This window comes from Oligosphaera ethanolica, from assembly GCF_030814695.1.
GTDB classification, from domain to species: domain Bacteria; phylum Verrucomicrobiota; class Lentisphaeria; order Oligosphaerales; family Oligosphaeraceae; genus Oligosphaera; species Oligosphaera ethanolica.
Genome location: NZ_JAUSVL010000001.1, coordinates 5,385,505 through 5,410,457, shown reverse-complemented (window position 1 = coordinate 5,410,457; position 24,953 = coordinate 5,385,505). Strand labels below are relative to the sequence as shown.

Annotated in this window: 19 protein-coding genes and 3 tRNA genes; 12 read left to right on the top strand and 10 right to left on the bottom strand. The window is 59.4% G+C overall.

What is annotated here, in order from left to right; all coding sequences use genetic code 11:
• Position 1: 1 nt before the first annotated feature.
• Positions 2-3,082 carry a cellulase family glycosylhydrolase gene (locus tag J3R75_RS18725; RefSeq protein ID WP_307264980.1) on the bottom strand — a complete coding sequence of 1,027 codons (3,081 nt, stop codon included), beginning with the start codon at positions 3,080-3,082 and terminating at the stop codon, positions 2-4.
• A gap of 583 nt (positions 3,083-3,665) precedes the next feature.
• On the opposite strand from J3R75_RS18725, the gene mutY reads away from it, so the two are divergent.
• A complete protein-coding gene (gene mutY / locus J3R75_RS18720) occupies positions 3,666-4,796 on the top strand; it encodes an A/G-specific adenine glycosylase (protein WP_307264977.1) in 1,131 nt (376 codons plus the stop codon).
• Positions 4,797-4,810: 14 nt separating this feature from the next.
• Here the strand turns inward: mutY and J3R75_RS18715 are convergent, their stop codons facing one another.
• Entirely contained in the window at positions 4,811-4,975 is a 165-nt protein-coding gene (locus J3R75_RS18715) for a hypothetical protein (RefSeq protein WP_307264973.1), read from the bottom strand.
• 141 nt (positions 4,976-5,116) lie between these two features.
• Positions 5,117-6,253 (bottom strand): IS110 family RNA-guided transposase, encoded by a 1,137-nt coding sequence (locus tag J3R75_RS18710; protein ID WP_307259701.1) that lies wholly within the window; start codon positions 6,251-6,253, stop codon positions 5,117-5,119.
• 604 nt (positions 6,254-6,857) lie between these two features.
• Here J3R75_RS18710 and J3R75_RS18705 point away from each other — a divergent pair.
• Positions 6,858-7,010 (top strand): hypothetical protein, encoded by a 153-nt coding sequence (locus J3R75_RS18705; protein WP_307264970.1) that lies wholly within the window; start codon positions 6,858-6,860, stop codon positions 7,008-7,010.
• On the top strand, positions 7,011-7,160 hold the full coding sequence (locus J3R75_RS18700) for a hypothetical protein (protein WP_307264968.1): 150 nt from the start codon (positions 7,011-7,013) through the stop codon (positions 7,158-7,160).
• A 396-nt stretch (positions 7,161-7,556) separates the two neighbouring features.
• Here J3R75_RS18700 and thiI read toward each other — a convergent pair whose 3' ends face one another.
• Positions 7,557-8,828, bottom strand: a complete 1,272-nt coding sequence (thiI, locus tag J3R75_RS18695; protein ID WP_307264967.1) for a tRNA uracil 4-sulfurtransferase ThiI — start codon at positions 8,826-8,828, stop codon at positions 7,557-7,559.
• Between the two features lie 308 nt (positions 8,829-9,136).
• Between thiI and J3R75_RS18690 the strand changes: the two genes are divergently transcribed.
• Complete coding sequence (locus J3R75_RS18690; protein WP_307264964.1) at positions 9,137-9,811, top strand: DUF1559 family PulG-like putative transporter; 675 nt, start codon at positions 9,137-9,139, stop codon at positions 9,809-9,811.
• A 76-nt stretch (positions 9,812-9,887) separates the two neighbouring features.
• Positions 9,888-10,571, top strand: a complete 684-nt coding sequence (locus tag J3R75_RS18685; protein WP_307264960.1) for a DUF1559 family PulG-like putative transporter — start codon at positions 9,888-9,890, stop codon at positions 10,569-10,571.
• Positions 10,572-11,281: 710 nt separating this feature from the next.
• Here the strand turns inward: J3R75_RS18685 and J3R75_RS18680 are convergent.
• The 4 genes from J3R75_RS18680 to J3R75_RS18665 form a co-directional block, all read right to left on the bottom strand.
• Positions 11,282-11,842, bottom strand: a complete 561-nt coding sequence (locus J3R75_RS18680; protein ID WP_307264957.1) for a glycerol-3-phosphate responsive antiterminator — start codon at positions 11,840-11,842, stop codon at positions 11,282-11,284.
• 100 nt (positions 11,843-11,942) lie between these two features.
• On the bottom strand, positions 11,943-13,646 hold the full coding sequence (locus J3R75_RS18675) for a sodium ion-translocating decarboxylase subunit beta (RefSeq protein WP_307264955.1): 1,704 nt from the start codon (positions 13,644-13,646) through the stop codon (positions 11,943-11,945).
• Between the two features lie 76 nt (positions 13,647-13,722).
• On the bottom strand, positions 13,723-15,585 hold the full coding sequence (locus J3R75_RS18670; protein WP_307264953.1) for a biotin/lipoyl-containing protein: 1,863 nt from the start codon (positions 15,583-15,585) through the stop codon (positions 13,723-13,725).
• 86 nt (positions 15,586-15,671) lie between these two features.
• Positions 15,672-15,947: an OadG family protein gene (locus J3R75_RS18665; protein ID WP_307264951.1), complete on the bottom strand. Its 276-nt coding sequence runs from the start codon at positions 15,945-15,947 to the stop codon at positions 15,672-15,674.
• Between the two features lie 384 nt (positions 15,948-16,331).
• On the opposite strand from J3R75_RS18665, the gene J3R75_RS18660 reads away from it, so the two are divergent.
• The 3 genes from J3R75_RS18660 to J3R75_RS18650 all read left to right on the top strand — a co-directional run bounded on the left by J3R75_RS18660 (position 16,332) and on the right by J3R75_RS18650 (position 18,491).
• Positions 16,332-16,700 carry a hypothetical protein gene (locus tag J3R75_RS18660; protein WP_307264949.1) on the top strand — a complete coding sequence of 123 codons (369 nt, stop codon included), beginning with the start codon at positions 16,332-16,334 and terminating at the stop codon, positions 16,698-16,700.
• Between the two features lie 82 nt (positions 16,701-16,782).
• Positions 16,783-17,130: an HTH domain-containing protein gene (locus tag J3R75_RS18655; protein ID WP_307259070.1), complete on the top strand. Its 348-nt coding sequence runs from the start codon at positions 16,783-16,785 to the stop codon at positions 17,128-17,130.
• A 2-nt stretch (positions 17,131-17,132) separates the two neighbouring features.
• Complete coding sequence (locus tag J3R75_RS18650; protein WP_307259069.1) at positions 17,133-18,491, top strand: transposase; 1,359 nt, start codon at positions 17,133-17,135, stop codon at positions 18,489-18,491.
• A 333-nt stretch (positions 18,492-18,824) separates the two neighbouring features.
• Here J3R75_RS18650 and J3R75_RS18645 read toward each other — a convergent pair whose 3' ends face one another.
• Both J3R75_RS18645 and J3R75_RS18640 read right to left on the bottom strand, forming a co-directional pair.
• On the bottom strand, positions 18,825-22,205 hold the full coding sequence (locus J3R75_RS18645; protein ID WP_307264946.1) for a chitobiase/beta-hexosaminidase C-terminal domain-containing protein: 3,381 nt from the start codon (positions 22,203-22,205) through the stop codon (positions 18,825-18,827).
• 240 nt (positions 22,206-22,445) lie between these two features.
• A complete protein-coding gene (locus tag J3R75_RS18640) occupies positions 22,446-23,147 on the bottom strand; it encodes a prepilin-type N-terminal cleavage/methylation domain-containing protein (protein ID WP_307264943.1) in 702 nt (233 codons plus the stop codon).
• Positions 23,148-23,533: 386 nt separating this feature from the next.
• Between J3R75_RS18640 and J3R75_RS18635 the strand changes: the two genes are divergently transcribed.
• The 4 genes from J3R75_RS18635 (at position 23,534) to J3R75_RS18620 (ending at position 24,916) form a co-directional block, all read left to right on the top strand.
• Positions 23,534-23,609 (top strand) — tRNA-Gly (locus J3R75_RS18635).
• A 17-nt stretch (positions 23,610-23,626) separates the two neighbouring features.
• Positions 23,627-23,702: transfer RNA gene (locus J3R75_RS18630), tRNA-Gly, on the top strand.
• Positions 23,703-23,719: 17 nt separating this feature from the next.
• Positions 23,720-23,795, top strand: a tRNA-Gly gene (locus J3R75_RS18625).
• 125 nt (positions 23,796-23,920) lie between these two features.
• On the top strand, positions 23,921-24,916 hold the full coding sequence (locus J3R75_RS18620) for a hydroxyacid dehydrogenase (RefSeq protein ID WP_307264941.1): 996 nt from the start codon (positions 23,921-23,923) through the stop codon (positions 24,914-24,916).
• Positions 24,917-24,953: the final 37 nt, after the last annotated feature.

The window sequence follows — 24,953 nt, the reverse complement described above, 5'->3', positions numbered from 1 at the left end:
TTCAAGGCTGTTCGGGGATATTGGCGAGGCGGAGTTCCTGGATGGCGATGCCCTGGATTTTGCCGGCGTCGTCACCGAGGAGCCACTGGCCGTAGCAGAAGCTGACGCGATTGATGTTTTGCACGCGGAGGCCATCGTTTTCCCCGCCGCGGTCGGGTGGGCAGCTGGGCTGCCAGTGTTTGAAGAAAGTCAGGCTTTTGATGGGGATGTGGATATCCTGCCAGTCGGTGCCGAGGGTGATGGCTTGAGTGCCCCAGGGGGTGCCGTCCAGCTCATTAATGACCAGCTCTAGGCGCTTGGACCACGGGTAGACAGCGCGGGCGACAAGAATGAGGGTGTTGAAGTCTTGGTGGTCCTGCAGGATGGCCCGGGCGCATTCGGGCACGGACACATTGATGGATACATGGGAGCCGGCTGCGTTGAAGCCCTGGGAGCCAAGCAGGGTGGCGAAGCTGTCCTGGTCGCGACCGACAATGTGCGTGCTGTGGCCCGCGCGGACCTCGCGATGGCGCGGGGCAGAGAACTCGGCGATGATTGGCTGCAGGGGCTCGTCAAGGACGACCATGCTGAGGTTGGGCAGGCTGTAGATGAGCGAGCAGTCCTTGATTTCGATGCTGTGTGGCTGGTCGGCGGCGTCTTTATAGAGCCATTTGCCGGCGATGAGCCGCAGCTGGTTCACCTTATCCAGGCTGATTTCTTTGGCGGTGGCGCTGACATGGGGTCGGAGATCGGCGATGAGCACGGTATGGGTGCTCCAGGTGCTGCCCACGGGCAGGATGGTGCAGAAACTCTGGCCGTCATCCTGGGTGAGCGACAGCTCCACGCGGTTGCTTTGGGGGCCGCCACGCAGGGTGACGCGGAGGGCATTGGCGCTGGCCGCGGCGGTGGGCATGGCTGCGATGGCTGCGGGCGTGAAGGGAACGAAGAGACTGGAATGATCGGGCTTGGCGGCGTAGGTCCGGGCGTCCATGCGGAGGACGCCGGCCTGGGTATCTTGGCTGTTTTGGAAGAGCGGGCCCTGCTCATCAGTGACGGTTTCTGGCAGCTTGACGGGCTGGGTGAGGTCGATGAGGGGCAGCGGGTCGGTCATGGCGCGCGGATCGGTGGGCAGGGGCAGGCCGCCCGGGAAGCTGGTGACGCCGTCTTTGCCGCTGACTTCGATGCGGACCTGGTAGCGGCCGGCGCCGCCGAGGCCCTTGCCATTGACGCTGGCTAGCCAGTGGTTGCGGCGGCTCGGATCGGGCTCCATGGGCATGCGGGTAATATTACCACTGCGGCCCTGGGTGAGCACGAGGGTGAGGCGGTCGTCGTCATGAGCGAGGACGCCTTCGGCGACCACGGGCAGGGCGCGTTCATCGGCGAGTGTCTGGATTGGCAGGGTGATCCGCAGGGCCACGTCGTTCTTGGTCGTCGGCTGCGGGGGCAGCACGAAATCGGCGCGGATGCTTGGGGGAATGGTGGGCGATTGCGTGCTGCGGTCTTGGCGGCAGAGCCGGTAGCAGCCGGGGCTGACCGGGAAGGGCGCGTCGCCGGCGATGGCGCGAGATGTTCCGGGGATGGCGGTGGGCTGGCGTTTCGGCCCGGCAAGCTGCTGCAAGATCAAGTCGCCTTTGAGGTCTGGGAGGCTGAGCTGCATGCTATTGTCGCGAAATACCAGTCGGACTTTTTCGGTGGGGCTGCCTTGATGTGTTTGGCTGCCGCTGTAGGGATCGCGGAGCATGACGGTGTCGGGATAGACTTCCAGCAGCCAATCGCCGTCGGCGACCTTGTCCAGGAAGTAGGCGCCGTTGCCCTGGTAGCGGACGACGGGCGAGGAGCCGACGCCCCAGACGCGGGTGAGTTTGTGTGGTGCCGGCGGGGCGCTGCTGGTTGAATTGGAATGCAAGAAGCTGTTGTCGCTGAGCCATTCGCTGAGGTCGGCGTCGGGATCAAGGCGGGCGTTGGCGAAGCGCTGGTTTTCGGGTAGCGTGCCGTAGTCTTGACCGCAGGGGATAGAGCGGAAAGCCTCGGCGGCGATGGCGAAGCTCAGGGCTTTGCTGGGGGTGTAGGCAAGATTGAGGTAGTGCGTTTTCCAGTTGCAATTGCTGTCGGCGAGGGCCATGGCGTCATACTGGAATTGCGTGGCGATCTGCACGCCGGAATGGCGGAATTCGCGGGCGATGGCCGGGTACAGGTAGCTGGTGTGGACGTCCGCCGCGTCGAATTCGTAGATGATTTTGGCTTTTTTGGCGAGGCGTTCGTCGCGCAGGGACGGATAGTCATTGACGCGGGCGAGGTGATTGCCACTGAGCATGCGACCGGCGACCAGGCCGGTGGGGTACCAGACATTGGAGACGCCGTCGATGTCGGCATTGGCACAGGCCTGGATGCGATTTGCCCAGGTGTTGTAGAAGATGCCCTTGCGGGTGCCGGTTTTGCGGACGGCGTTGGCGAGGGTGTTGATGTAGTCGGTGACCAGGTCGTCGCTGGTGCCGTCGGGATAGAGGGGTTCGTTAATGAGCTCGAAGACGGCGACGGCTTCGTCGTCGGCATAGCGTTTGCCGCGGTAGCGGTTCACGTGGTTGGCGAACTGCTCGAGGTAGCGCGCCTGTTTCTCCCAGGCGTCTTTTTGCGTGGTCATTTCGCGGATGGTTTGGTATTGGGTGGCGAAGCCTTTGTACTCCTGCGCGGTGCCCCACCAAGCAATGGGCGTGAGTACGGTGTAGATGCCGTGTTTGGCGCATTCGTCGATGAGAAAATCGAGGAGGCGCAGGTGTTCGTTATCGACGAGATTGCCGTCGAGGTCGCTGATTTCGCGGTCCCAGCAGTGGAGGCGGATGGCGTCCAGGCCGAGGCGGGCGAAGTGGGCGACGTCTTGGCGGATGATGTCTTCGTGATTGAGGCCGAGTGCCTTGATGGCACGGTAGTCCACTGAGAAGGGCGGGTAGTAGTTGACGCCGAAGAGCGCGACCTCGCTCTTGTCGTCGTCCCAGCGGAGAACGCCGTCGCGGCGATCGACGCTCATACTGCGCATGGTCGATGCGGCGCACAGGCAGGCAGAACAGCAAATGAATAAGGACAGGGACAGGGTAAGGTGTTTCATAAAAGGGGCTCCCGGGTGAAAATAGTGGGGGTAGAGTGGGAAATGGACGTGGCGCTCCGTAGTGGCTTAGTATAATTAGACGCGCGGCATTGTCTACGGCTTGGCCAGTTATTGCTATAGTATGGCGCAAACGGCGGATTTTGGGCGGACGGAGCGGTCTGATCGGTGTTTGGTTGCGTTTTTAGTGCCCAAAGTTACCGCAGGCCGTTGTTGGTTGCTCGGACGTTTGGTGAGTGTGGCGCCCTCCGGGCGCAGGTCTTTTTTATTCCTTTTACCCTGGGTTGCGGCGCCCTTCGGGCACCTCACCCAGGGTTATGCATGGTGCGGCCCTCCGGGCCGAATCTGGCTGTCTTTTATCGCGGACGGATCGGACGGATCGGGCTGGGGCGGACACATCGGTCCGCCCCTACGCGGTATGATCGGACGGATCGGACGGATCGGACGGATCGGCTGTCTTTTATCGCGGGCGGATCGGGCGGATCGGACGGATCGGGCTGGGGCGGACACATCGGTCCGCCCCTACGCGGAATGATCGGACGGATCGGTCGGATCGAAAGTTGGTTTCCTTTTTCAGGAGAGTCATTTGGAACAGGGTAGTATAGCGGATGAGTTTGGCATCGCGACCTGGGTACCGGCGTTGTTGCGTTGGTATGCGTCGCATCAGCGGGTCTTGCCGTGGCGGTCGGCGCCGACGCCGTACCGGGTGCTGGTGAGCGAGTTCATGCTGCAGCAGACGCAGGTGGCGACGGTGCTGCCTTATTTTGAGCGTTTTCTGCGCGCCTTTCCCGACCTGGCATCACTTGCCGCCGCCGACAGCGATGCGGTACTGAAGCAGTGGGAGGGCCTGGGCTATTATTCCCGGGCACGGCGTCTGCAGGAATGCGCCCGGATCATCGTGGCGCAAGGCGGTGGCGTGCCTGATGACTTTGACGCTCTGGCGGCCCTGCCGGGCATTGGCGCCTATACCGCGGCGGCGATAGCCAGCATCGCTTTCGGACGGCATTTTCCCGTGGTGGATGGCAATGTCCTGCGCGTGCAGGCGCGGCTGCGGGCGTTGCCGGACGACATTGGCAACGCGGCGGTGAAAAAGCGTCTATACGAGTCGCTGCTGGAGACAATTCGGCGGGTGGCTGATCCATCGGCGTTCAATCAGGCGCAGATGGAACTGGGCGCGCTGATTTGCCTGCCCCGGCAGCCGCGCTGCTTGGAATGCCCGCTGCGCGAGTGGTGCCGGGCGCTGGCCTTGGGGGCGACGACGGACTATCCGCGCAAACGCGCGCGGCAGGCCTTGCCGACAGTCGAGGTGGCCGTGGGACTGATTTTCCAGCGTGGGCGATTGCTGATCATGCAACGTTCGGCGGAACAGATGCTGGGTGGCCTGTGGGAGTTCCCCGGCGGGAAGATTGAGGCGGGGGAAACCCCCGAGGAGACTGTGGCGCGGGAAGTGCGGGAGGAGACGGGGCTGCGTGTACAGGCCGGGCAGGCACTGGGCGTGATCAAGCATGACTACAGCCATTTTCACCTACGCCTGCACGTTTTTGTCTGCGAGTCAGCATGCGTGCGGCAGTCGCGTCTGCGCTGCGAGCGTCCGCATGTGTGGGTAACGCGGGAAGCACTGGCAGAATATGCGTTTCCCAAGGCCAACCACAAACTCTTTGCCCTGCCGGCTTTTGCGGCGCTGCCCTGGGAGGACTCGCCGCCGGCGAAAAGCTGACGGCGCGTAATCGGTCAGTGTACACCCCGGCGCTTCGCTGGGACAATTTGCAGGAAACCCACGGCCCGCCGCCACCCAGCCATTACACATAGGTGGCTAACCAGGCAGCGGATTTCATAGGAGCAATGCTCTTCACATAGCATGCGGCAATCGCCGGCCATGAGTTGATTGGTAACCATGCACAAGATCATTCGCCGAGGTTTTGAGCACCGAAGGTGCGCCCTAAGATAGCCCAGGGCAAGCGGCGCCGAAGGCGCGCGCCGCCCTGGGTAAGGTGCCCCATCCCAAGAGAGCCCTGAAGATGGTATGCTTTTGTCAACTCAATCAGCGTCATTTTCGGGTGAAAAACTCCTTTTTTTTCTTTCCCGCTTAATCCGACGTTTGGTTGCTGCCGGTGCTTCATAGGGAACCAACTTCTTGCTTGAAGGCTGATACTCCATGTAATTTTCCGTGCCGCATAGCACCGACCAGCAGATCATCAGCAACTTGCGCATGACGGCGCAGCGCTTCTGCATGGGGGTAAGATTCGTCAAACGCTTGGACAATGCATCCAAGATGGGTATTCTCGCCTGGGCGGTGAGGGTGGCCATGTAGAGCATCTGCCTAATGACCGGCGCTCCTTGCTTGGACAAGCGGGTGGATTTCACAGACGTGCCGGAACACTTGTTCTTCGGGTTCATGCCGGCAAAGCTCACGACCTGCCGGATGTTTTGGAAACGGTCTTCCGGCCCGTATTCGGCGATGAGAGTAGCCGCTATGATCATTCCTATCCCGGGAATCGAATCCAGCTTGGTGACGCGTTCCTGCAGGGCGGCGTGGCTCCGCAGGTATTCCCTTATTTTCACCACGAGACAGTCCAGTTGTTCTTCCACGCTCTTCAAAAGATTTTGAAAGATCTGACGTTCGCCCGGATCATCCAGGTTCGTCAGCTGATTCTTGAGTATCGTGCTTATTTTGGTCAAACTGGCATTCATTCTGGTTAAACGCTTGAGCCCCGCGTAGTCTGCCGGCATTTCATACATGGCGTCCGGCTTTTGCGTGGTACCCAACCTCGCCAGGCATTGGGCGTCCAGCTTGTCCGTCTTGCTTTCGATATCGTTGAACTTCTTGAAGGCAGGCACTTTGGCTGGATTGATGAGCGCAATATAACTATCGGGCTTCGCCGCCTTTAACTGTTTGATCAGACGGTATGAATAACATCCCGTCGATTCCATCACCAGCCGGTACACAACCTTGCGCTGCGGATGCAACCGTTCCTCAATATGCTTTCGATTCGCCTTCAACCAGGTGAAGAAATCTTTCACGCCTTCACGCGTGTTGGTGATGTGCTTGACCGCCAGGGAGGTCAACCCCTTGTTCCTGTTCAATTCCTGGTTATCGTCAAGCCAGTCTATGGCGCAGACGGTATCTTTTTTGCCGACATCAAGACCGACCCAGATTATATGTTCGCTAAGCATGGCTTACTTCTCCGCTTGCTGCTATAGTGTTGGAAGTGTGCGTGCAAGGCCAACCTTGTCTATGCGGGGAGTTTCCCCAAAGATGGTGAATACGGCCATTATTGCACTGCACGGTAACGGTCGTGCCGCCTAATCTTCAGGCTGAGGAACTGAATAGTTACTCATGGGCCACAGGCAGGCACGGCCGTGCTTTTTTGTGTGCGAAACACAAAAAAGCGCCTGATAACACGACTCCAAAGGCGGAACAGAAGAGAAGAGAAGAGAAGAGAAGACAACATACACCGGAAAAAAGAAAGAGGTACCACAACCTTCAGGACGCATAGAGACTATGCATAGGGCGCCTCGTGGATAACCTCTTTGATACTTATACGTAGCCATTTGCCGCTCCTTGTTACTTGGTTCTCCCAAGAGAATTACGGGGAAAATCGCAGTGGCTATCGACACACAGGTGTCAATGACGCCACTATACAAGGGGCGGCCTAAAAGACCTGCGACGAAGGGTCACAGCGCAAAATTGCCGCAGCAATTAATGAGTTCCATTGCCTCTTTGGCTCCAGTCAGCTTCGCCGACTGAAGCCAAAGAGGCTGAGGAACACGGACCAATATGGCGCGCTACCCAGGGCGGCGCGCGCCTTCGGCGCCGCTTGCCCTGGGCTGGTATGTTTCGCGCTTTCAGCGCTTCTGCCGCTTCGCGGCGGAAATGCACGACGAGAAAAGGCTGCTTGGTTGGAACAACAAGTGCCATGGATACCGTTAAATGAAGAGCATCGGTTTCATAGGAGTAACCACCCCGGCGGGGAAAAACAGCGGGGACAATTTGCCGGAAACCCACGGCCCGCCGCCGCCCAGCCATTCGACCTTGATTTCCGCCGACCTTTGCGGCAGCGTGTTTCATAGGAGCTATTGATACTGTGTGGTCCCCAGCTCAAGCGAAGTCTGTTTCGCGCGCGCGACCATAGGATGGGGGCCCCCTACGGTGGGGGGGCTGATTTCAAGAACCGCAGGCAAAATAGCCAAAAAATCGTCTATTGGCAAGCATAAAAAGCACCGAATGACAGCAAATTGTGGATCAGGATGATTTCAGCTGTCTTGCCGGTGTGATTTGGGTGTTCATCGTTGTGAATTTCGGCGAACCGATTTCGTTACTGGGATGCCCGCTTTGTCGCCGCAGTGAGCGACAATCCCTCGGAGTCATGTCCCCTCTCGGGCGTAGGTGGGGGCGCTGGCGATAACTGCGTATCCATAAGTGACCGATTACGACGGCGCTGTTGTGAACTGGTCGCGCAGCCGTGTGTTTCAGCGTTCAATTGTTCTCGCTTTCGTTGAATGGATGCTGTGAGAACGAGCGCGGATTGACGATGAACGTCTGCTGCAGGCATTCGGCGAGCAGCGCGTCAATGTCGATGTTTTGTTCATCTTCGCGGATGCGGTCGAGTTCGGTGGCGGTAGCGGGATCGTCGGGGGCGAATACCGTGCAGCTGTCGGGGACGTCTTCGATGGAGAGGGCGAAGGTGCCGATGCGCTGAGCGATGTCGGTGGTTTCGAGTTTTTCAAAGGTGAGCAGGGGCCTGAGGACCATCATGTCGGTGGCGGCATTGATGACCGCCATATTGCTGAGGGTCTGGCTGGCGACCTGGCCGATGTTGTCGCCGGTGACCAGCGCCTCGGCGTTGAAGGCCCGCGCGACAATGCTGGCGATGCGGAGCATGAAGCGTCGGTAGAGCACCGTGCGGTGGCGGCTGCGGCAGTGGTCGCGGATGGCCAGCTGCGCTGGTAGGAGGTTCACCGTGACCAAGCGGCCGCGGCGCTGGTAGTCATTGAGCTTGCGGGCGATGCCGCAGAGTTTGGTGATGTAGGCCGGCGGCGTGTAGGGCTCGCTGTGGAAGGTGATGTAATCGACCATGCAGCCGCGCCGCATCATCTGAAAACAGGCCACCGGCGAGTCGATGCCGCCCGACAAGAGTGCCAGCACTCGGCCGCTGCTGCCAGCGGGAAGGCCGCCGGGGCCGTCAATGCGCTCATAACTCACAAAGGCGCGCAGTTTGCGGATTTCGACCTCGACGACGAAATTGGCGTTTTTGAGATCAAGATGCAACTGCGGGTAGCGCGGCAGGAGCGTGCGGGCGAAGTGCGTTTCCACCTGCTGGCAGTCCATCGGAAAGCGTTTGTCGCTGCGGCGCGCGCGCATGGCGTAGCTCGGTACGGGTGGCGGGTCTTGGGCGAGAAAGGCTTCGCATACAGCCGGAAAAGAGTTTTCAATGACCTCCTCGATGGCTGCGAGCGTGGGTTTGACGAGGAAGCCCGGCGAGATGGACGACACGCCGGCGATGCCGGGGACGCGCTGGCGCAGCAGGGCTAGTCCCGCCGCGTCTAGTGGCTCGCGGCCATCCTTGGGCTGGAGGATGATGCGTCCGTGTTCGAAGATGACGCGTAGTGGGCCGATGGGCGCCAGACTGCGCTGCAAGCCGTCGGCGAGTTGTTCTTCGAAACGGACGCGGTTGCGGCCCTTGGTGCCGATTTCGTTGTAGCGGCAGAGAAAGGCGTTGTATGGAAGGCTGGGTTGCCAAAACGACATGATCACAAATCACTTTCGGGGCGGAAGGCGGGTGAAGATAGTGGGCAAATGAGTCGCCAGGCAAACGGTTACCGCCTGGTTGCACGAGGGGATAATATATGCCGTTGGCAGTCGCCCGTGCTGTTCATTGCGGAGTTATATCAGAATTATCAGAATTGCGGCAAAAAATATGGCAAGACTGGCCTTGTTTTCACCAGTGGCATTTGATATACTAGCAAAGATACAGTGTGTAGGCCAACAGACGCCTTCCCATAATCGACTCATGTGGGGCAGTATAGTGGAATCCAACAATAGTAGGGCTAAGGCAAATGAAAAAAACACGGACATTTACTCTGATTGAGCTCCTGGTGGTGATTGCGATCATAGCGATTTTGGCGGCGATGCTGTTGCCGGCTCTGACGAAAGCACGGGACAAGGCGCGGACGATATCGTGCACCAGCCAGCTCAAGCAGATCGGTCTGTCCTGGCAGATTTACAACGGCGACCACAATAACATGACCATGGCCCATGATATTGACGCGGCGCGGTGGCTGAGTGAGTTTGGCAGCACCAACACCAACACGAATAAGTGGCGGATGCTGTTGATTCCCTATATTGGTGATAAGAAGACCTTGTTGTGTCCCAATGGCAATCTGACCGTGACGTCTGCGGACACGATGAGCAACCAGCTGACGCATCACTATGGTTACAACAGCAAGATACAAAGCAAGATTGATTCGTCGATTACCAAGCCGTCAAACACCATAGCTTTTTCCGACTGTGTGTTTTGGCTTTGCGATGGCGGTACGAATTACATGCCTTACGCGGGCAATGCGGCACACCGTGGTACCTGGCCGAGTTTTTCGAGTGAGCCCTATCCGAGTCCGGCGTGGTATCGCCATGCCAACGGCTCGAATCTGCTGTTTTCCGACGGTCATGTTGAATTTCACAATTATCTGACGATTTTAGCTCAACAGGCGGTGTGGCTGACTTACCAGCAATGAAGACCGTGGCGCCGGCGCTGTATTGTAGGTGCCATCGCCCGGCCGAGTGAATCCCAAGCAAACAAAGGGGGTCCTTATGCGCAGCGGCGGCAAAACTCTGGTGATGTTCACGTTGATTGAGTTACTGGTAGTGATTGCGATCATAGCGATCCTGGCGGCGATGCTCTTGCCAGCTTTGGCGAAGGCGCGGGACAAGGCACGGAGCATTACTTGTACGAGCCAGATGAAGCAGATCGGCCTTGGCTGGCAGATGTACAATGGCGACAACAGCAACATGACAATGGCGTCGTCGGTGGACCTGGCCTACTGGCTGTCTATTGGCGGTTATGCGCCTGAAAATGGTAATGCGAACCGCTGGCGGGTGCTGATCAAAGACTACATCGGCGACATGAAGATGCTCAACTGTCCGACCGGCAAGAACAACGACAAGGCTGAAAATCTGAACAACCAGCTCATCACCCAGTACGGCTACAATTCCAACGTGTCGAACCGGGTGGACTCGTCCTTCAAAGAGCCGGCGCAGACTGTGTCCTTTGCTGATTGCCGGCATTGGATCGCCACGGGGACCAACGATGTCGCTTACGCGTGCAATGCGGGCATGCCGGGATGGTACAACTACGGTACCATCACCTTTGCGACCCCGAGCTATACCCGTCATGGCCAGAAGGGCTCCAACCTGCTGTTCGTTGATGGTCATGTGGAATTCTGGGCTGCGGAGGGCATCCGTGCCAGCTATGCGACTCTGGCGGCATACCGCTAGAGCTTGTCCAAAATGCATAGCTAGGATTTGCGAGGGGGAGGAAAGGAGCATTGCTCCTTTCCTCCCCCTCGCGCTCCCCTACCTATCCATTTTTCAGCTCAGCGCCTTGCGGCTGTCGCTTCGCGACAGCCGCAAGGCGCTGAGCGTCAGCAGGCAGTAGAATGGGCTGTACATTTTCTACGTTGTTTTTTTGGCAGTTATAGCCTATTTATGGTCAAAAAAAACGCCGGTTTATAAACAGAGGAACGCCGGATGAAGGCTGTCTTGACAGGCAAAAGTTGTCTGGGGCCTTTTCGGATAGCCTTCCGCCAGAGTAGGAGCGGCTGGAAGCCGCTGTGCGCACGGCTCGTGCAGCGGGGGAGAGACGGGCCGGGTACGGTCGGCGTGGATGACGAGGACGGTTTAATGAGCCGTCTTGTCGGAGTGGGCGAGACGCCCACTCCACGGCCGCGAGACGAAATCGGTAAGGAACCACCCCGGAGGGGAAAACACCGGGTGGTTACTGACCGGTAGCACGTAAAGTAGCAGTGGCTTCCAGCCGCTGCATCGCGCGGAACTGCGCCGGCAAGAATAGTTGCGGTTGCAGTGTACAACGGCGGCTTTATTGAGCGGTGCTCGCGATGGTCACGGTGTTTTATGTTGGTTGCGAGCGGCGGCTTCCAGCCGCTGTATCGCGTGATGCGGGGGTGTTGTGAGCAGCGGGTGCGGGTTCAGGTCCAGAGTTTCCAGTTGCTGGTGGAGACGGCGGCGGCACCGGCGTTTATGGCGCGTTGCACGTCTTGGGCGTCTTCGATGAGGCCGCCGGCGATGACGGGGACGGCAAATTGGCTGGCGGCCAGGCGGATGATCTTTTCCGATACGCCTGGGAGGACTTCGACGGAGTCCGGGTGGCAGAGCTGGGCGTGCTGCAGGCCGTTGCGCAGGGCGGATGAGTCCAGCACGAAGACGCGCAGGATGGCATGCAGTCCTGCTTCGCGTGCCAGCTTGATGCATGCCGCCTTGGTGCTGATGATGCCGGTGAGGTGGAAGCGCTGCGCGGCGAAGCGGATGCCGCTGGCGTCGCTTTTGAGTCCCTCGACCAAGTCCATGTGAAGAAACACCTGCTTGTTGGCCTCACGGAGGGCCTGGCATTGTTCTTCGAGCACGCAGAGATCACCCGAGAGCAGGAAGACCACGCTGACCTTGCTCTTAAGAACGCGGCCGATATCGCCGTCATTGCGCACGGCGGCGATTAGGTACTGCAGGGGATTGGGGCTGGACGTGGTGCTCATGAATAAGAGGGGGCTTGCGGTGGTGAATATCCAGACAAGACAACGGGCGTTCCGACATGGCATCGGAACGCCCGTAGTGTATACGTTCAGGTAATTGAAATCAACCGAGGGCGCAGAGAAGCACACCAGCGGCGACGGCCGAGCCGATGACGCCGGCGACATTCGGGCCCATGGCATGCATGAGCAGGAAGTTCTGCGGGTCTTCTTCCAGGCCAATCTTGTTGACGACGCGAGCGGCCATGGGGACGGCCGACACGCCAGCGGCGCCGATCATGGGATTGATCTTGCCGCCGCTGAGTCTGCACATGACTTTGCCCATCACGACGCCTCCGGCGGTGCCGATGGCGAAGGCGATGAGGCCGAGAAGGAGGATGCCGAGGGTCTCGAAGTTGAGGAACTTGTCCGCCGAGAGTTTTGAGCCCACGGTAAGGCCGAGGAAGATGGTGACGATATTGATGAGGGCGTTCTGAGCGGTGTCGCTGAGGCGGTCCACGCACATGCTTTCCCGCATGAGATTACCCAGCATGAGCATGCCAATCAGCGGTGCAGCCGAGGGCAGCAGCAGGCAGCAGAGCAGGGTGATGACGATGGGGAAGACGACCTTCTCCAGTTTGGAGACCTTGCGCAGCTGCGACATGCGGATCAAACGCTCTTTCTTGGTGGTGAGGAGGCGGATGATGGGCGGCTGGATGATCGGCACCAGTGCCATGTAGGAGTAGGCGGCGACCGCAATGGAGCCCAGCAGGTTTGGTGACAGGCGGCTGGACAGGAAGATTGCGGTCGGGCCGTCGGCGCCACCGATGATGCCGATGGAAGCGGCGTCCTTGATGCTGAAGTAGACGAAGGAATCCGGGGTGACGGCACTGATCAGCACGGCGCCCAAGAGCGCGGCAAAAATGCCCAACTGGGCAGCGCCGCCGAGGAGGGCGGTCTTGGGATTGGCGATCAGCGGGCCGAAGTCGGTCATGGCGCCGATGCCGAGGAAGATCAGCAGCGGGTAGATGCCGAGGTTGACGCCCTGGAAGAGAATGCCCAAGATGCCGTCGGGACCAGCGACGTCAGCCAGCGGGATGTTGCTGAGAATGGCGCCAAAGCCGATAGGCAGGAGCAGCAGGGGTTCGAAACCGCGGAAGATGGCCAGATAGATCAGCACCAGGCCGACGCAGATCATGATGGCTTTGCCGAGGCCGAGGGTCCAGTCCAGTTGTGTCTGCTGGATAAACGCATAGATGCCCGTGCTGTACCAGAGTTGGTTGGCCATCTCGCCGATGGATAGTTTCTTGTTTTCGCTGGGAGTCACGGAGTCGTGGGCAAGCGCCAGTGGGACGGCTTCGAGAAGCAGATCGCCAGGCATGACGGTCTCGCCCATGGTGTGGCCGACGTGGGCGATTTTCATACCGATGGCGCTCTTGAGCTCGGCTTTGCTGCGCGAAGGCACGGGGTTGCCGTTGGCGTCCACGACATGCTTGTCCGTCTTGATCTTCAGGATGGCCATGGAGCGGCCGGGGAAGACGTCCTGGGTGTCGCGAATGGACAGTTGATAGACGATGGCGGGGGTCGGCCAGACGTAACGCACGCTGATCATGCCGGTTGCTGGATCCTGCGTAGTCTGAAAAACGCCATCGTTGGTTTGCAAGCGAATGGCATCGGTGGCTAAGGGCGCTGCAACAGCCGATTTTTTGACCGGTGCAGTGACCTCGAAGGCGCAGCAGGCCGAAACGCTTTTTACGGCGGGGTCCTGAGCAGTGGCTGCCATGGTCATGAGGCCAAGGACAGCCAGGAAGGCGGAAAACATATTTTTCATAGGGTAGGTACCTCCAGAGCTAAACACCAGGCCCTTCCCGACGGCTGTCGGAAAGGGCACTTTATACAGGCAATGATTACCCGATGACGGCCACTATCTGGCCGGATTCGACGGTGTCGCCCTGGTTGACGGTGATGGCACTGACCGTGCCGTCGACCGTGGCTTTGATTTCCTGTTCCATCTTCATAGCCTCGATGACGATGAGGTTGTCACCGCGCTTCACGGCCTGGCCGACGCTGGCTTCAACTCGCAGGACGGTGCCGGGCATGGGCGCCGGAATGTCCGTGCCACCGGGTGCCGGGGCGGCGGCGGGTGCCGGGGCGGCGGCGGGTGCTGGGGCGGCGGCAACCGGCTGGACGTTGGTGACGACTGGTGCGGCGCCGGCAGCACTGGGCATGACATCGACGTGATAGGCTTTGCCGTTGACGACGACGGTGTAGGACGACGGTGCGGAACTGCTGGCGCTCATGGCTTTGTCTTCTTTCTTCGGGGCTTCCTTGGGGGTTTCTGTCTTCTTTTCATCGGCTACCATGCGGCAACCCATGGGGCGCGCGCCCTTGAGGAAGGCCAGGCCTTTTTCTTCGCAGGTGGCGACGATGAAGATATTTTCTTCCGTGATGGGCAGTTTGTTTTCTTCGAGCTGCTTGGTGCAGAAGGCCACGCCGAGTTTGGGGTTCTTGTCGTTCAGCAGGCGCGGGTCTTCGGTGGTCGGCTCCAGGCCGAGCTGCTGCGAGGCCAGTTTGACGATTTCGGGGTCGGGCTTGGAGGGAGTGCGGCCGAAGTAGCCGAGGACCATCTTGCCATAGCCGTCGGTGATCTTTTTCCAGGGGCCCTGGGTGACGTTGGCGAAGGCCTGTTGGAAGTAGAACTGTGAGATGGGCGTCACGGAGGTGCCGAAACCGCCGCGTTCGACGACTTCGCGCATAGCCTTGACGACATCGGGGAAGAGATGCAGGCAGTTGTTGTCGCGCATCATCTGGGTGTTGGCGGTGAGGGCGCCGCCAGGCAGGGGGGACAGGGTCACCAGCGGGTTGGTGGCCTTGGCTTCCGGCGGCAGCATGTATTTGCTCATGCACTCTTCGAAGACTTCTTCGGCCTTGAGAATCTTCTGATAATCGACATCGAGGGTGAAGTTGGTGCCTTTGAAGGCGTGCCACATGCTGAGAACGTCGGGCTGGCCGGTGCCGCCGGACATGGGCGTCATGCTCAGGTCGATGATGTCGGCGCCGGCTTCGACGGCGGCCATGTAGCAGGACACCGACATGTCGGCGGTGTCGTGGGTGTGCATCTCAATCGGGCAGTCCTTGAGGCCAGCGGCGTCGAGGATTTCGCGGGCGCGTTTGATGGTGGCGCCGACGATGGAGGGCGGGCAGGTGCCGGAGGCGTCCTTGAAGCAGAGACTGTGGAAGGGCAGCTTGTTTTCAAGGATCTGTTCCAGCGTGTCGCAGTAGAATTTGGCGCTGTGGGCGTAGGTGTCACTCATGCCCGGAGGCAGGCCCATGAGGGTAATGACGACCTGGTGCTGCAGGCCATTGTTATAGACGCAGCGGCCGGAATATTCCAGGTTGCGCACATCGTTCAGGGCGTCAAAGTTGCGAATGGTGGTCACGCCGTGCTTCTTGAAGAGTTTGGCGTGCAGGTCGATGATATCACTGGACTGTGAGCTCAGGCCGACGACGTTGATGCCGCGGGCGAGGGTCTGCAGGTTGATGTCGGGTCCGACGGTCTTGCGGATTAGGTCCATGGAATCAAAGGCATCTTCGCCGCAATAGAAGAAGGGGCTTTGGAAACGTGCGCCGCCGCCAATCTCCAGGTGGTCAATACCGGCTTCAACGGCGGCCTGCATCGCGGGGATGAAATCTGCAGTGATCACGCGGGCGCCGATGACGGACTGGAAGCCATCGCGGAACGAGGTGTCCATAAAACGGATTTTTTTCATCACGGTGTTCCTGTGGGGTTGTGAGGTTGCGTTCTGGGTGCAGGGATGTGTATATAACGAGGTACTGATGGGATCAAGAAAAGGAGTTATTTCCCCAGGCGGTGTTGGATGGCAGCGCTGATTACGGCGATGAGTTCGCCGTCATCACTGGCGTTGGTTGCGGCGGCCGGGGCTTTGGCAGCGGCCTTGGCCGGGGCTTTCTTCGGCGTGGGGTCTGGCAGCAGATGACTGAAATGCGCCGTGACCTTGGAGCTGATGTTGGTGCACCAGACCAAGACAATCAGAAAAACAAAGGTCATGCCCATGCCGGCAACGAGGAGAATGAGGCTGCTGATGATAAGATTCAGATCATTGGCGTTCATGGGGGACGTCCTTTGCTGTTGTTATGTTGGGTTGCCGGCGGATGAAATGGCAGATTGATCTCATAACGGTAAAAAAAGTCCCAACAAATATAAGCCGGAATAGCGACTTTGCGACACAAAAGGGATGCTTTTGCCAGGTTTTTTTGTAATTGGTCAGCAACCACCCCGGTGGGGAAAACACCGGGGACAATTTGCCGGAAACCCACGGCCCGCCACCGCACATATGGGAGGCTAACTAGGCGGCTAGTTTCATAGAAGTAACCACTCATGCGGCGGGGGAGACGGGCCGGGTACGGTCGGCGTGGATGACGAGGACGGTTTACTGAGCCGTCTTGTCGGAGTGGGCGAGACGCCCACTCCACGGCCGCGAGACGTAATCAGTCAGTGTACACCCCGGCGCTTCGCTGGGACAATTTGCCGGAAACCCACGGCCAGTCGCCGCACATATGGGAGGCTAACCAGGCAGCAAGTTTCATAGGAGTGTACAACCCGGCGCTCCGCTGGGACAATTTGCCGGAAACCCACGGCCAGTCGCCGCACATATGGGAGGCTAACCAGGCAGCAAGTTTCATAGGAGTCGTTGATAACAGGCTTTCCTGCAGCCTTTTGCTTTCAGCGCTTCTGCCGCTTCGCGGCCTGGGATGTCGGGCGCGCGAGTGGACGTTTGCTGGCTTCTTGCGACGGCGCGGGCTGGAAGCCCGCGCCCTGGACTTTGGACAATTTTTTTTGTTTAAAAATAAATCTAAAAATTAATTTGCATTCTACCTACTCCGTATTATGCTACCCGTAGCTTGAATGCTGGCGTGTCTGGTCACAACAAGGAAGGGCTACGGGTATGGCAAAAGAAATCAGCAGCAACGATCTCTGTAATGTCTTGGAAACAATGCTTGAATCCGGACTAAAGGCATTGCGCTCGGCCAAAGGTTTGGACGGTCGCCTGGAAGCGAACCGAAAGGCAGCCGGAAAAAGATCTAACATGTTACTAGTTAGCGATATACTCCGAGAAGCGGGGGAGCCTCTTCACATCAATGAGATCCTTGACCGCGTGCAGAAGCGCCATGGCGTGAAGCTGCGTCGCGAGTCCATCGTGTCGGCGATGACCAAGAAGGTTCTCGACGGACACACGTTCCGGCGTACAGGACGCAACGAATTTGCACTGCTGGACCAAGAGGAGGACGATTAGCCATGGAAAACAAATCGCTGCTTGTGTGGTTGCGTGCTTTTTTGGCGACTCTGAGCGTGGGCATCAAGGATGTTCGGTCACGAAAGCGATTTGTCACGATAGGCATCGGCCTTTTGGGCGCCAGTCATCCAAAAACCATAACCAGCGCCATTAACTTTCTAGATATGGTGTTCCACTGGAGCGCGTTCTATAAACTTTTCTCCCGGAGTAAATGGGACTGTGAAGGCATATTCGGGCCCATTATCCAGGAGGCCGTCAGTCTCTGCCCAGTCTACGACCCCATCATTTCCGCCATCGACGATACGCTCGTGCGCAAGACCGGCAAAAAAATCCCCGGTACTGCTTACGCCCGGGACCCTATCAGCCCCCCGTTTCATGTCAATCTGGTCATTGGCCAGCGCTATCTGGAAACGACCATCATGTGCCACGGCTCTGATCCCAACTCCAGTCGAGCCGTACCCGTGGCGTTCAGACACGCACCACCGGTCAAGGCTGGAAAAGTGACAAGTCCGGAGGAGGAACAGATACTGAAGGAAGAGAAGAAAAAGCACAACATGAGTGTGCGCGGTCGCCAGCAGCTTTTTTCCCTTCGTGGGGCAATCGACGCAATACCTGGCGGTTACGACCGTGTCCTTATCCAAAGCGCCGACGGCAGTTTTGCCAACAGCTGTTTCCTGACTGATCCTCCTCACAACACCGTGATCGTCGCGCGAGCGAGGAAGGACACGGTCTTTGTCGAGCCTCTTTGCCCCGAACAACGCAAAGGCAATCGCAAGTACGGCCAACGTCTGCCTTCACCCAAGGATATTCTTGCCAGCGACAACTACGAAACGCGGACCATGGAGGTATTCAAGCACGGACGTAAACTTGCCGTGCATTACAAGTGCGTCCAAAACGTCAGGTGGCCGGGTGCGACCCACGATCAGCCCTGTAATCTCATAGTCATTAAGCCTTTTCCCTATCGTCTGACCAAGAATGGGCGCACTCTCTATCGGCAGCCTGCCTTCCTGGTCGTAACCGGTGCCATAAACAAGATCACGATCGAACAGGCTATAAGGGCTTACTTGCTTCGCTGGGAGATCGAAGTCAGCTTTCGAGACCAGAAAGCAATACTTGGCATTGGCAAAGCCCAGGTGTGGAACAAAGATTCAGTAGCTAAAGTGCCCGCTTTCATCTCGGCTTGCTATGCCGCTTTGCTTCTGGCAAGCATACGACTCTACGATGACAAGCGAAACGAGGCATTCCCAACGCGAGAACGGTGGCGAAACGACCCGGTCACCCGTCCATCCCTGCGCGATCTGGTGCGTTTAATGCAAAGCGAGCTGGCGGAGGGAAAAAAATCAGCACCGGACGTTGCGTAGGAGTCCGTGCAAGATTGTCCAAAGTCCAGGGCGCGGGCTGGAAGCCCGCGCCACGGCTGGGAGACGGGCGCGCCTAGGGCCGCATGTTGCTCTACCGTTTAATTATCAATGGCTGAGCGATGACAGTATTTTCTCCCGAGGCGCGGCGATCGGAGACGTGTGCTTGGACCAAGCTGGTGGCGCGCTGGTTTCGCATTCTTAAAGGATAACTGCCAGATAGTAAAGATTTTCACCAACGACAGCAAGCCGCGAAAAAGAGCACAGTCAAGGCGGCTGGCGGTGCGGGGTGGGGGCGCTGTCATTTGCGGATTAGGCAGTTGGTTCCTGTCCGGGTCACGGGGTGATGATGTAGAAGCGGGCCATGACGGCGGCCTTGGCGTTGTTGGCATTGTCGGCATTGTCGGTGATAATGAACGCGCAGCGGAATTCGCAGCTGCCGGCGGGGAGGGTCAGCGAACCGTGGAAGGCGGGCGACTGGGCGGTGGGGTTGCTGCCGTCGAGGGTGTAATGGATAGGCAGGCCGCTGGGGTTATCGATGCTGACTGAGGTGCCGGCAGGGTAGCTACCCGATGGTGGGCTGATTTGGGTGTGCCAGCAGGCTGGGGGGAGGGTGGTGGTGATGGCGATGTCATCGACGAGGACAGCGATGTCGCCGCTGCCTTGACGGGAGTCGTAGGCGAGCATGATTTTGTCAATGACGAGACCGCAGGCGCTGGACTGGCCGAGATTGACGCTGACCTGGGTCCATTGGTTGATGGGGCCCTTGGGGGTGGAGACGTGGGTACTGCGGCCGAGGCTGTCTTTGACACCCATATCGCGCAGGACCATGCCGTTGGTGAAGCTCAGATCGATGCCACTGCAGAGGCCGAGCTGGCTGAGGGGCTTGATCCAGTAGCTGAGGACGGTGTCGGGCATAACGGCGATGGGGCCGTTGTAGAGCTGGCAGTAGGCGAAGGCGTAGTCGGGGCTGTCGGCGACGCCCTGGAGGATGATAGCGTGGCGGCCGGATTGGGCGTCATCGCGGGCGACGATGCGGCAGTTCAGGTCGCGGACATTGCGCCGCCCGCCGCCGGGAGTGGCGATCGTGTCGGCGGTAAAAGGCGGCTGGTCGGCATTTTCGCAGTCACTGTGGAAACTAGTGGGGAGCGCGTCGGCATTTTCGGGTAGTATTGGCGGCAGCTGATTGGACATGGCGAAGACGCGCAGGGGGCTGCCGGCGGGGACCTCGTAGGGGAAGGCTCCGCGTGAAGATATTGGTGCGAGCATGGACAGTGATTGTTGTTGGCCGCTGGCGACGACCTTGCCTTTGACGCTGTTGTTGAGCAGTGCCGTGCTCAAGTGGCAGTGGCCGTTGTTCACCACGACTGGTCCGGTGAGGCTGTTAAACTGCTCCAGGCGGATGCGTCCCGGGCCGTCAAGTTGGGCCGTGCCATTGCCGGCCCAGAACTGCGAATTGAGGAAGATTGCCTCGCCGGCGAAGTCGCTGGTGCTGACGATGGCGGCGATATTCTGGTTGCCGAGGGGCACGAGCTGGGCAAGTGCGAAGCGCAGGCTGGTATCAGCGGAGTCGTTGGCGAGCACGGCGGCGTGCCAGGCCGTATCGACGCCCTGCATGAGAATGTCGGCTTGGCAGTGGCCGCGGAAGGCGATGCCGTCCTTGGCGGCGTAGAGGAAATTGCCGCGCAGGAGCAGGTCGCGGCTGTCGCGAATGGTGATTCCTTCGAGGTTGGCGCGCTGGAAGTCGATGCAGGCCTGGATGGTTTCGCGATTGGGCTGTTCGGCGCGCGGGAGTGATGCGTGCAGGCGGTTGGCGTAGTGGGGATTGAATTGGAGGTCGCGGATCTGCGTGTTGTCGGCGCTGGCGATGGCGATACCGCGGCGGAACATGGCACCGGCGAGGTAGTCGACGATAGTGCCGGTGGCGTCATGGCTGGCCATGTCGGCGGCTTGCCAGGCGTTGCCGACGGTGACATCGACAAGCCAGCACTGCGGGCCGAGGGTGCGGATGGTCCACGGGTAGGGCACGGGTGCGCTGGCGCGCTGCTGGGGATACCAGCAGGTCAGGCCGCGCAAACCGGCCTGGCTTTGCAGGGATAGGAAGGGCCGGCCGGCATCGTCGCCCTGACCATGGTTAATCATCAAGACCGTGCCGGCGGAGACCGTGTGATGTGGCACGGCAAAAGAGCCGCGCAATTCGACCTGGCTGGGAATCAGCAGGTCGCTACGGAAGGCGTAGAGGCCGGCCGGAGCATAGACCACTACTGGTCGACCAAGGCTGCCGGCGTGGTCGAGAGCGCGTTGGAAGGCCGGGCCGTTGTCCTCAAGAGCGCTGTCGGCGCCGAAATCCGTGACGAGGACCAGCGGCGTGTCCGCCGGGAAGCTCATGTGGCGGTCGTGTCCGGGCGGGCAGAGTGGTGGCAGGGCCGGCGTCTGCAAGGCGTCGGGGATGGGCGCGAGAACCCAGTCGGCTTGCGCAGCAAGGTTCTGGACTTGGCCGGACAGGGCAAGAGTGCCGCCGAGGACGCGCCAGCGCTTCACGGCGGCGCCGAAGGTGATTTGTGGCTTGTAAGCGTCGGCGTCGCATTGGATCATCACGAGCTGGCCGGCGTCGGCCTGGCAAGAGCCGCTGAGGAGCTGGCAGCGCTGGTTGGAGAGCGTACCGCCGCCGCTGAGCTGGATGGCGCGAGCCGGGCTGGAGAAACGGCAGGAGTGGAATTGCACGACAGTCGTGAAGCGCTCACTGCCCAGAACGGCGTGTTTGCGGCCACTGAAGTCGCAGTTGTAGGCGGAGAGACCGACGCCATTGAGCTCGTTGAGTTCCAGGGCGGTGTCGCAGTCGTCGATACGGCAGTAAGCCATCACGGCGTTGGTGCTGCCGCGCAAGCCCTTGCGGAAGCGCAGGCCGGTGGCCACGCCGCGTATCTGCAGGTCGTAGATGTACTCCCAGTCGGAACGGCCAATGTCCACGCCGGTCACGCCAAGACGTGCGAGCGGCGGCTCGGTGGCGTTGTCGGCGGTCGGTGGTGCGCCGGGCAGGCCGGAGGCCGTCCAGACGGCGAGATCGATGCGGACATTGTCGAGGCGGCCGATGTCAGTGACGCTATCGATTTCGATACCGGTATGAAGCGGACTGAGGCGGACATTGCGGATGGTATGCAGTTCGTTGAAATGGTCGCCGATTTTGATGGCGCGGTAGGGGTTGACCAGCGTACAGTTGATGATGCTCTGGTTGTTGCCGGCATGCGCCGCCGTGGTGGCGATGGTCCACGGGTAGGGCCGGGGCGTATCCAAACGTTGTTCGGGATACCAGAAGACCAGTTCGCGCAGGCCGCTGCCGCGCTGGAGGCCGAAGGTTGGCGGGGTGGCCTCGCCGGCTTGCTCGTGGCGGATCACGAAGAGAGTGCCGAATTCGGCCGCTGCCGGCCGGGGATTGTCACCGCGCAGGACAACGCCTTCCTTCACCACGATCGGCGAGTTGATTGCGTACCGCGCCGCAGGCAGGAAAAGCGTGCCGCCGCCGCGCGCGGCGAGGTCGTCAATGGCGCGCTGTAGAGCCGGCGCGCAGTCGCTGCCGGCTGCGACTTCGGCCGGGGGCACGAAGACGGCGTCGGCCACCGGTAAGTCCGGTGCGGCAAAACGCGTGGCGACGACCCGTGGCTGCGCGGACAGACTTAAGGCGGCAATAAATAGGGCGCCGAGGACGGTTTTCAGCATAGTAGGACTCCTGTATGGGCGACGCGACATGGCGGCAAGTTGTTTTATCCGCAGATTTCTTAATTTAACTGCAGATTACGCAGATTAGCGCAGAAAAATGCAGATTCCTTGGTGATCTGCAGATTAGGCAGTGTATTACCGATTTGTTTCGGGGACGGGGCGGCAAAGCAAAAAGCCACGGTGATTGGCCGTGGCTTTGCTGTCGATGATAGTGCTTCAGCTCTCGGGCTTCAGCATTGTTCAGGGCATAAGTGGCAGTTTGGTGATGCCTGCGCTGACGAATGCCTTGACCATGCATTTGCCGCTGCGCAGTTCGCCCTGGTTGTGGCTGCCGACATGACCGTCGGCGTAGGCGCAGTTAGCGCGGTCGCCATGGCGGAGGCCGATGGCGGCGTCTTCGGCGAAGTTGTCGCAGCGGAAGTACCAGAGACCGCGGCCTTCGACGCCGGCGCGGGTGCTGGCGGTGTCGGCGACAGTGATGGTTTCCGATGGTACTTTCATACCCTTGAGGTTATACATGAGGGTTAGGGTCGTGTAGGTGTAGATATCGCCAAGCTCGGTTTTCTTGTTGTTGGTATTGTTGTTGTAATTGCTGTCCTGTTGGAAATTGGGCATACCGTAGGTCCGGAAGTAATCGGTGGGGTTGGCAACCTTGGCGCCGCTCGGGCAGTAGAGAGTTGGGTCGTTGGTCTTAAAGCCGAGCAGCTTTTGCCAAGTGTCATAGGATGTGCCGCTACGAAGCTGATTGAAGGCGAGGAAGTCTTCGTTTTCCGATGCGTACATGACTTGGTTGAGGGCTACCTGCTTGAGGTTGTTGACGCAGGAGATGCTGCGCGCTTTCTCCCGGGCTTTGCTGAGGGCGGGCAGGAGCATGGCGGCCAGGATGGCGATGATAGCGATGACGACCAGGAGTTCGATCAGGGTGAAAAGGCGATTTTTCAAGGTGTTCTCCTTTGTTTGGGGAATGCCATACACGTATAAGAATCAAGACTATTCGGAGAGTCGATGGCGTGGTTTTTTTGTGGCTAAACCACGATCATGCAAAAAAGGAATTATTACTATAGTGCACTTTTCGTCCGTGGATAGGGTTATTGGCGAATAAAGGGATAACCCCCTACGGGGTGGCGGTTTGGGCGATAGCGAGGAAGTGCCTTGGCTTTGCTGGCAGGTGTTCAAGCCGTCACCGCGTCCATCCAGTGCGATCAGCGCGGCCGCGTCAGTACCGTTGCTGTGAGGCTATTTTGGGTGATTTTTAGCTGAAAAAAAGGCTGAAGGTATTTGCAAACGGGATTTTCTTCATTAATGTAATGACCCGTTGCAGACAGAGCGCGGGCGTAGCTCAGTTGGTAGAGCGCCACCTTGCCAAGGTGGCTGTCGACGGTTCGAGTCCGTTCGCCCGCTCCATTTTATTTTTTGTGTCTGCGGGCGTAGCTCAGTTGGTAGAGCGCCACCTTGCCAAGGTGGCTGTCGACGGTTCGAGTCCGTTCGCCCGCTCCATTTTTGTTATTTTGTCTGCGGGCGTAGCTCAGTTGGTAGAGCGCCACCTTGCCAAGGTGGCTGTCGACGGTTCGAGTCCGTTCGCCCGCTCCAGATCAAGCCGGGATCCTAGTGATTCCGGCTTTTTTTTATTTTCGGCCGGTTATATTTCACAGCGTTGCTGGCAGTCGGCCTGCAGTTGTTCGTGTTGTAACTCACCCCTGACCGAGGAATCTTGCATGCGTCCCAAAGCTTTGTTTGTGCTCAATGCGTCGAGTTATGATTTGATCTATGGTCCTGAGGAGCGCGCGGCGATAGCCGAGCTTTGCGAGGTGATGGCGCCACCGCAGACGAAGGAGAGTCTGGCGGCGGCGCCGTCGCTGTTGCGTGAGGCCGAGGTAATCTTTTCCGGTTGGGGCGCGCCGCACATGGACGCGGCGTTTTTGGCGGCGGCGCCGGCCTTGCGGGCGGTATTTTATGGTGCTGGGTCGGTGAAGGCGATGGTCAGTGAGGCGTTGTGGCAGCGGGGGATTGTGGTGACCAGCTCCTGGGGGGCCAACGGCATACCGGTGGCGGAGTTCACGGTGGCGGAGATTGTCTTTTCGCTGAAGCTGGGCTGGCATTACGTGTTGGCCGGGAAGCGCGAGGGTCGTCTGCCGGCGAAGCGGGCGGTGCCGGGGCTGTACGGCAGCACAGTTGGTCTGGTATCGCTGGGGATGATCGGCCGCATGGTTGCCGAGCGCCTGCGGGCTTACGAGGTGAAAGTCATCGCCTATGATCCATTTGTGAAAGCCGAGGCGGCGGCGGCGCTCGGCGTCGAGTTGGTTGGGCTGGACGAGGTCTTCGCGCGGGCAGACGTCGTGTCCTTGCACACGCCTTGGCTAAAAGAGACTGAGAAGATGATTCAGGGCCGGCATTTTGCCTTGATGAAGCGTGATGCGACCTTCATCAATACGGCTCGCGGCGCGGTGGTTGACGAAGCGGGGATGATTGAGGTGCTGCAGGAACGCACGGATCTCATGGCGGTGTTGGATGTGACCTATCCGGAACCGCCGAAGCCCGGTTCGCCGCTGTACACGTTGCCGAATGTGGTACTCACGCCGCATATTGCGGGGTCGCTCAACCAAGAATGCCGGCGCATGGGCCGTTATGCGGTGGAAGAATGCCGGCGTTACGTGCGTGGCGAGAAACTGCAATGGCAGGTCACTGAGGCTATGGCGGCGACGCTGGCATAAGGCAGGACGGATGACGTCGGCCACCCTTTTCGCGATT

Bases quoted from the DNA above. Each gene is read 5' to 3' on its own strand.
- J3R75_RS18675 (WP_307264955.1), bottom strand. From the start codon at position 13,646: ATGAAAAATATGTTTTCCGCCTTCCTGGCTGTCCTTGGCCTCATGACC.
- J3R75_RS18710 (WP_307259701.1), bottom strand. From the start codon at position 6,253: ATGCTTAGCGAACATATAATCTGGGTCGGTCTTGATGTCGGCAAAAAA.
- J3R75_RS18650 (WP_307259069.1), top strand. From the start codon at position 17,133: ATGGAAAACAAATCGCTGCTTGTGTGGTTGCGTGCTTTTTTGGCGACT.
- J3R75_RS18700 (WP_307264968.1), top strand. From the start codon at position 7,011: ATGAAGAGCATCGGTTTCATAGGAGTAACCACCCCGGCGGGGAAAAAC.
- J3R75_RS18685 (WP_307264960.1), top strand. From the start codon at position 9,888: ATGCGCAGCGGCGGCAAAACTCTGGTGATGTTCACGTTGATTGAGTTA.
- J3R75_RS18655 (WP_307259070.1), top strand. From the start codon at position 16,783: ATGGCAAAAGAAATCAGCAGCAACGATCTCTGTAATGTCTTGGAAACA.
- J3R75_RS18665 (WP_307264951.1), bottom strand. From the start codon at position 15,947: ATGAACGCCAATGATCTGAATCTTATCATCAGCAGCCTCATTCTCCTC.
- J3R75_RS18705 (WP_307264970.1), top strand. From the start codon at position 6,858: ATGGCGCGCTACCCAGGGCGGCGCGCGCCTTCGGCGCCGCTTGCCCTG.
- J3R75_RS18645 (WP_307264946.1), bottom strand. From the start codon at position 22,205: ATGCTGAAAACCGTCCTCGGCGCCCTATTTATTGCCGCCTTAAGTCTG.
- J3R75_RS18670 (WP_307264953.1), bottom strand. From the start codon at position 15,585: ATGAAAAAAATCCGTTTTATGGACACCTCGTTCCGCGATGGCTTCCAG.
- J3R75_RS18715 (WP_307264973.1), bottom strand. From the start codon at position 4,975: ATGGTTACCAATCAACTCATGGCCGGCGATTGCCGCATGCTATGTGAA.
- J3R75_RS18725 (WP_307264980.1), bottom strand. From the start codon at position 3,082: ATGAAACACCTTACCCTGTCCCTGTCCTTATTCATTTGCTGTTCTGCC.
- thiI (WP_307264967.1), bottom strand. From the start codon at position 8,828: ATGTCGTTTTGGCAACCCAGCCTTCCATACAACGCCTTTCTCTGCCGC.
- J3R75_RS18690 (WP_307264964.1), top strand. From the start codon at position 9,137: ATGAAAAAAACACGGACATTTACTCTGATTGAGCTCCTGGTGGTGATT.
- J3R75_RS18680 (WP_307264957.1), bottom strand. From the start codon at position 11,842: ATGAGCACCACGTCCAGCCCCAATCCCCTGCAGTACCTAATCGCCGCC.
- J3R75_RS18620 (WP_307264941.1), top strand. From the start codon at position 23,921: ATGCGTCCCAAAGCTTTGTTTGTGCTCAATGCGTCGAGTTATGATTTG.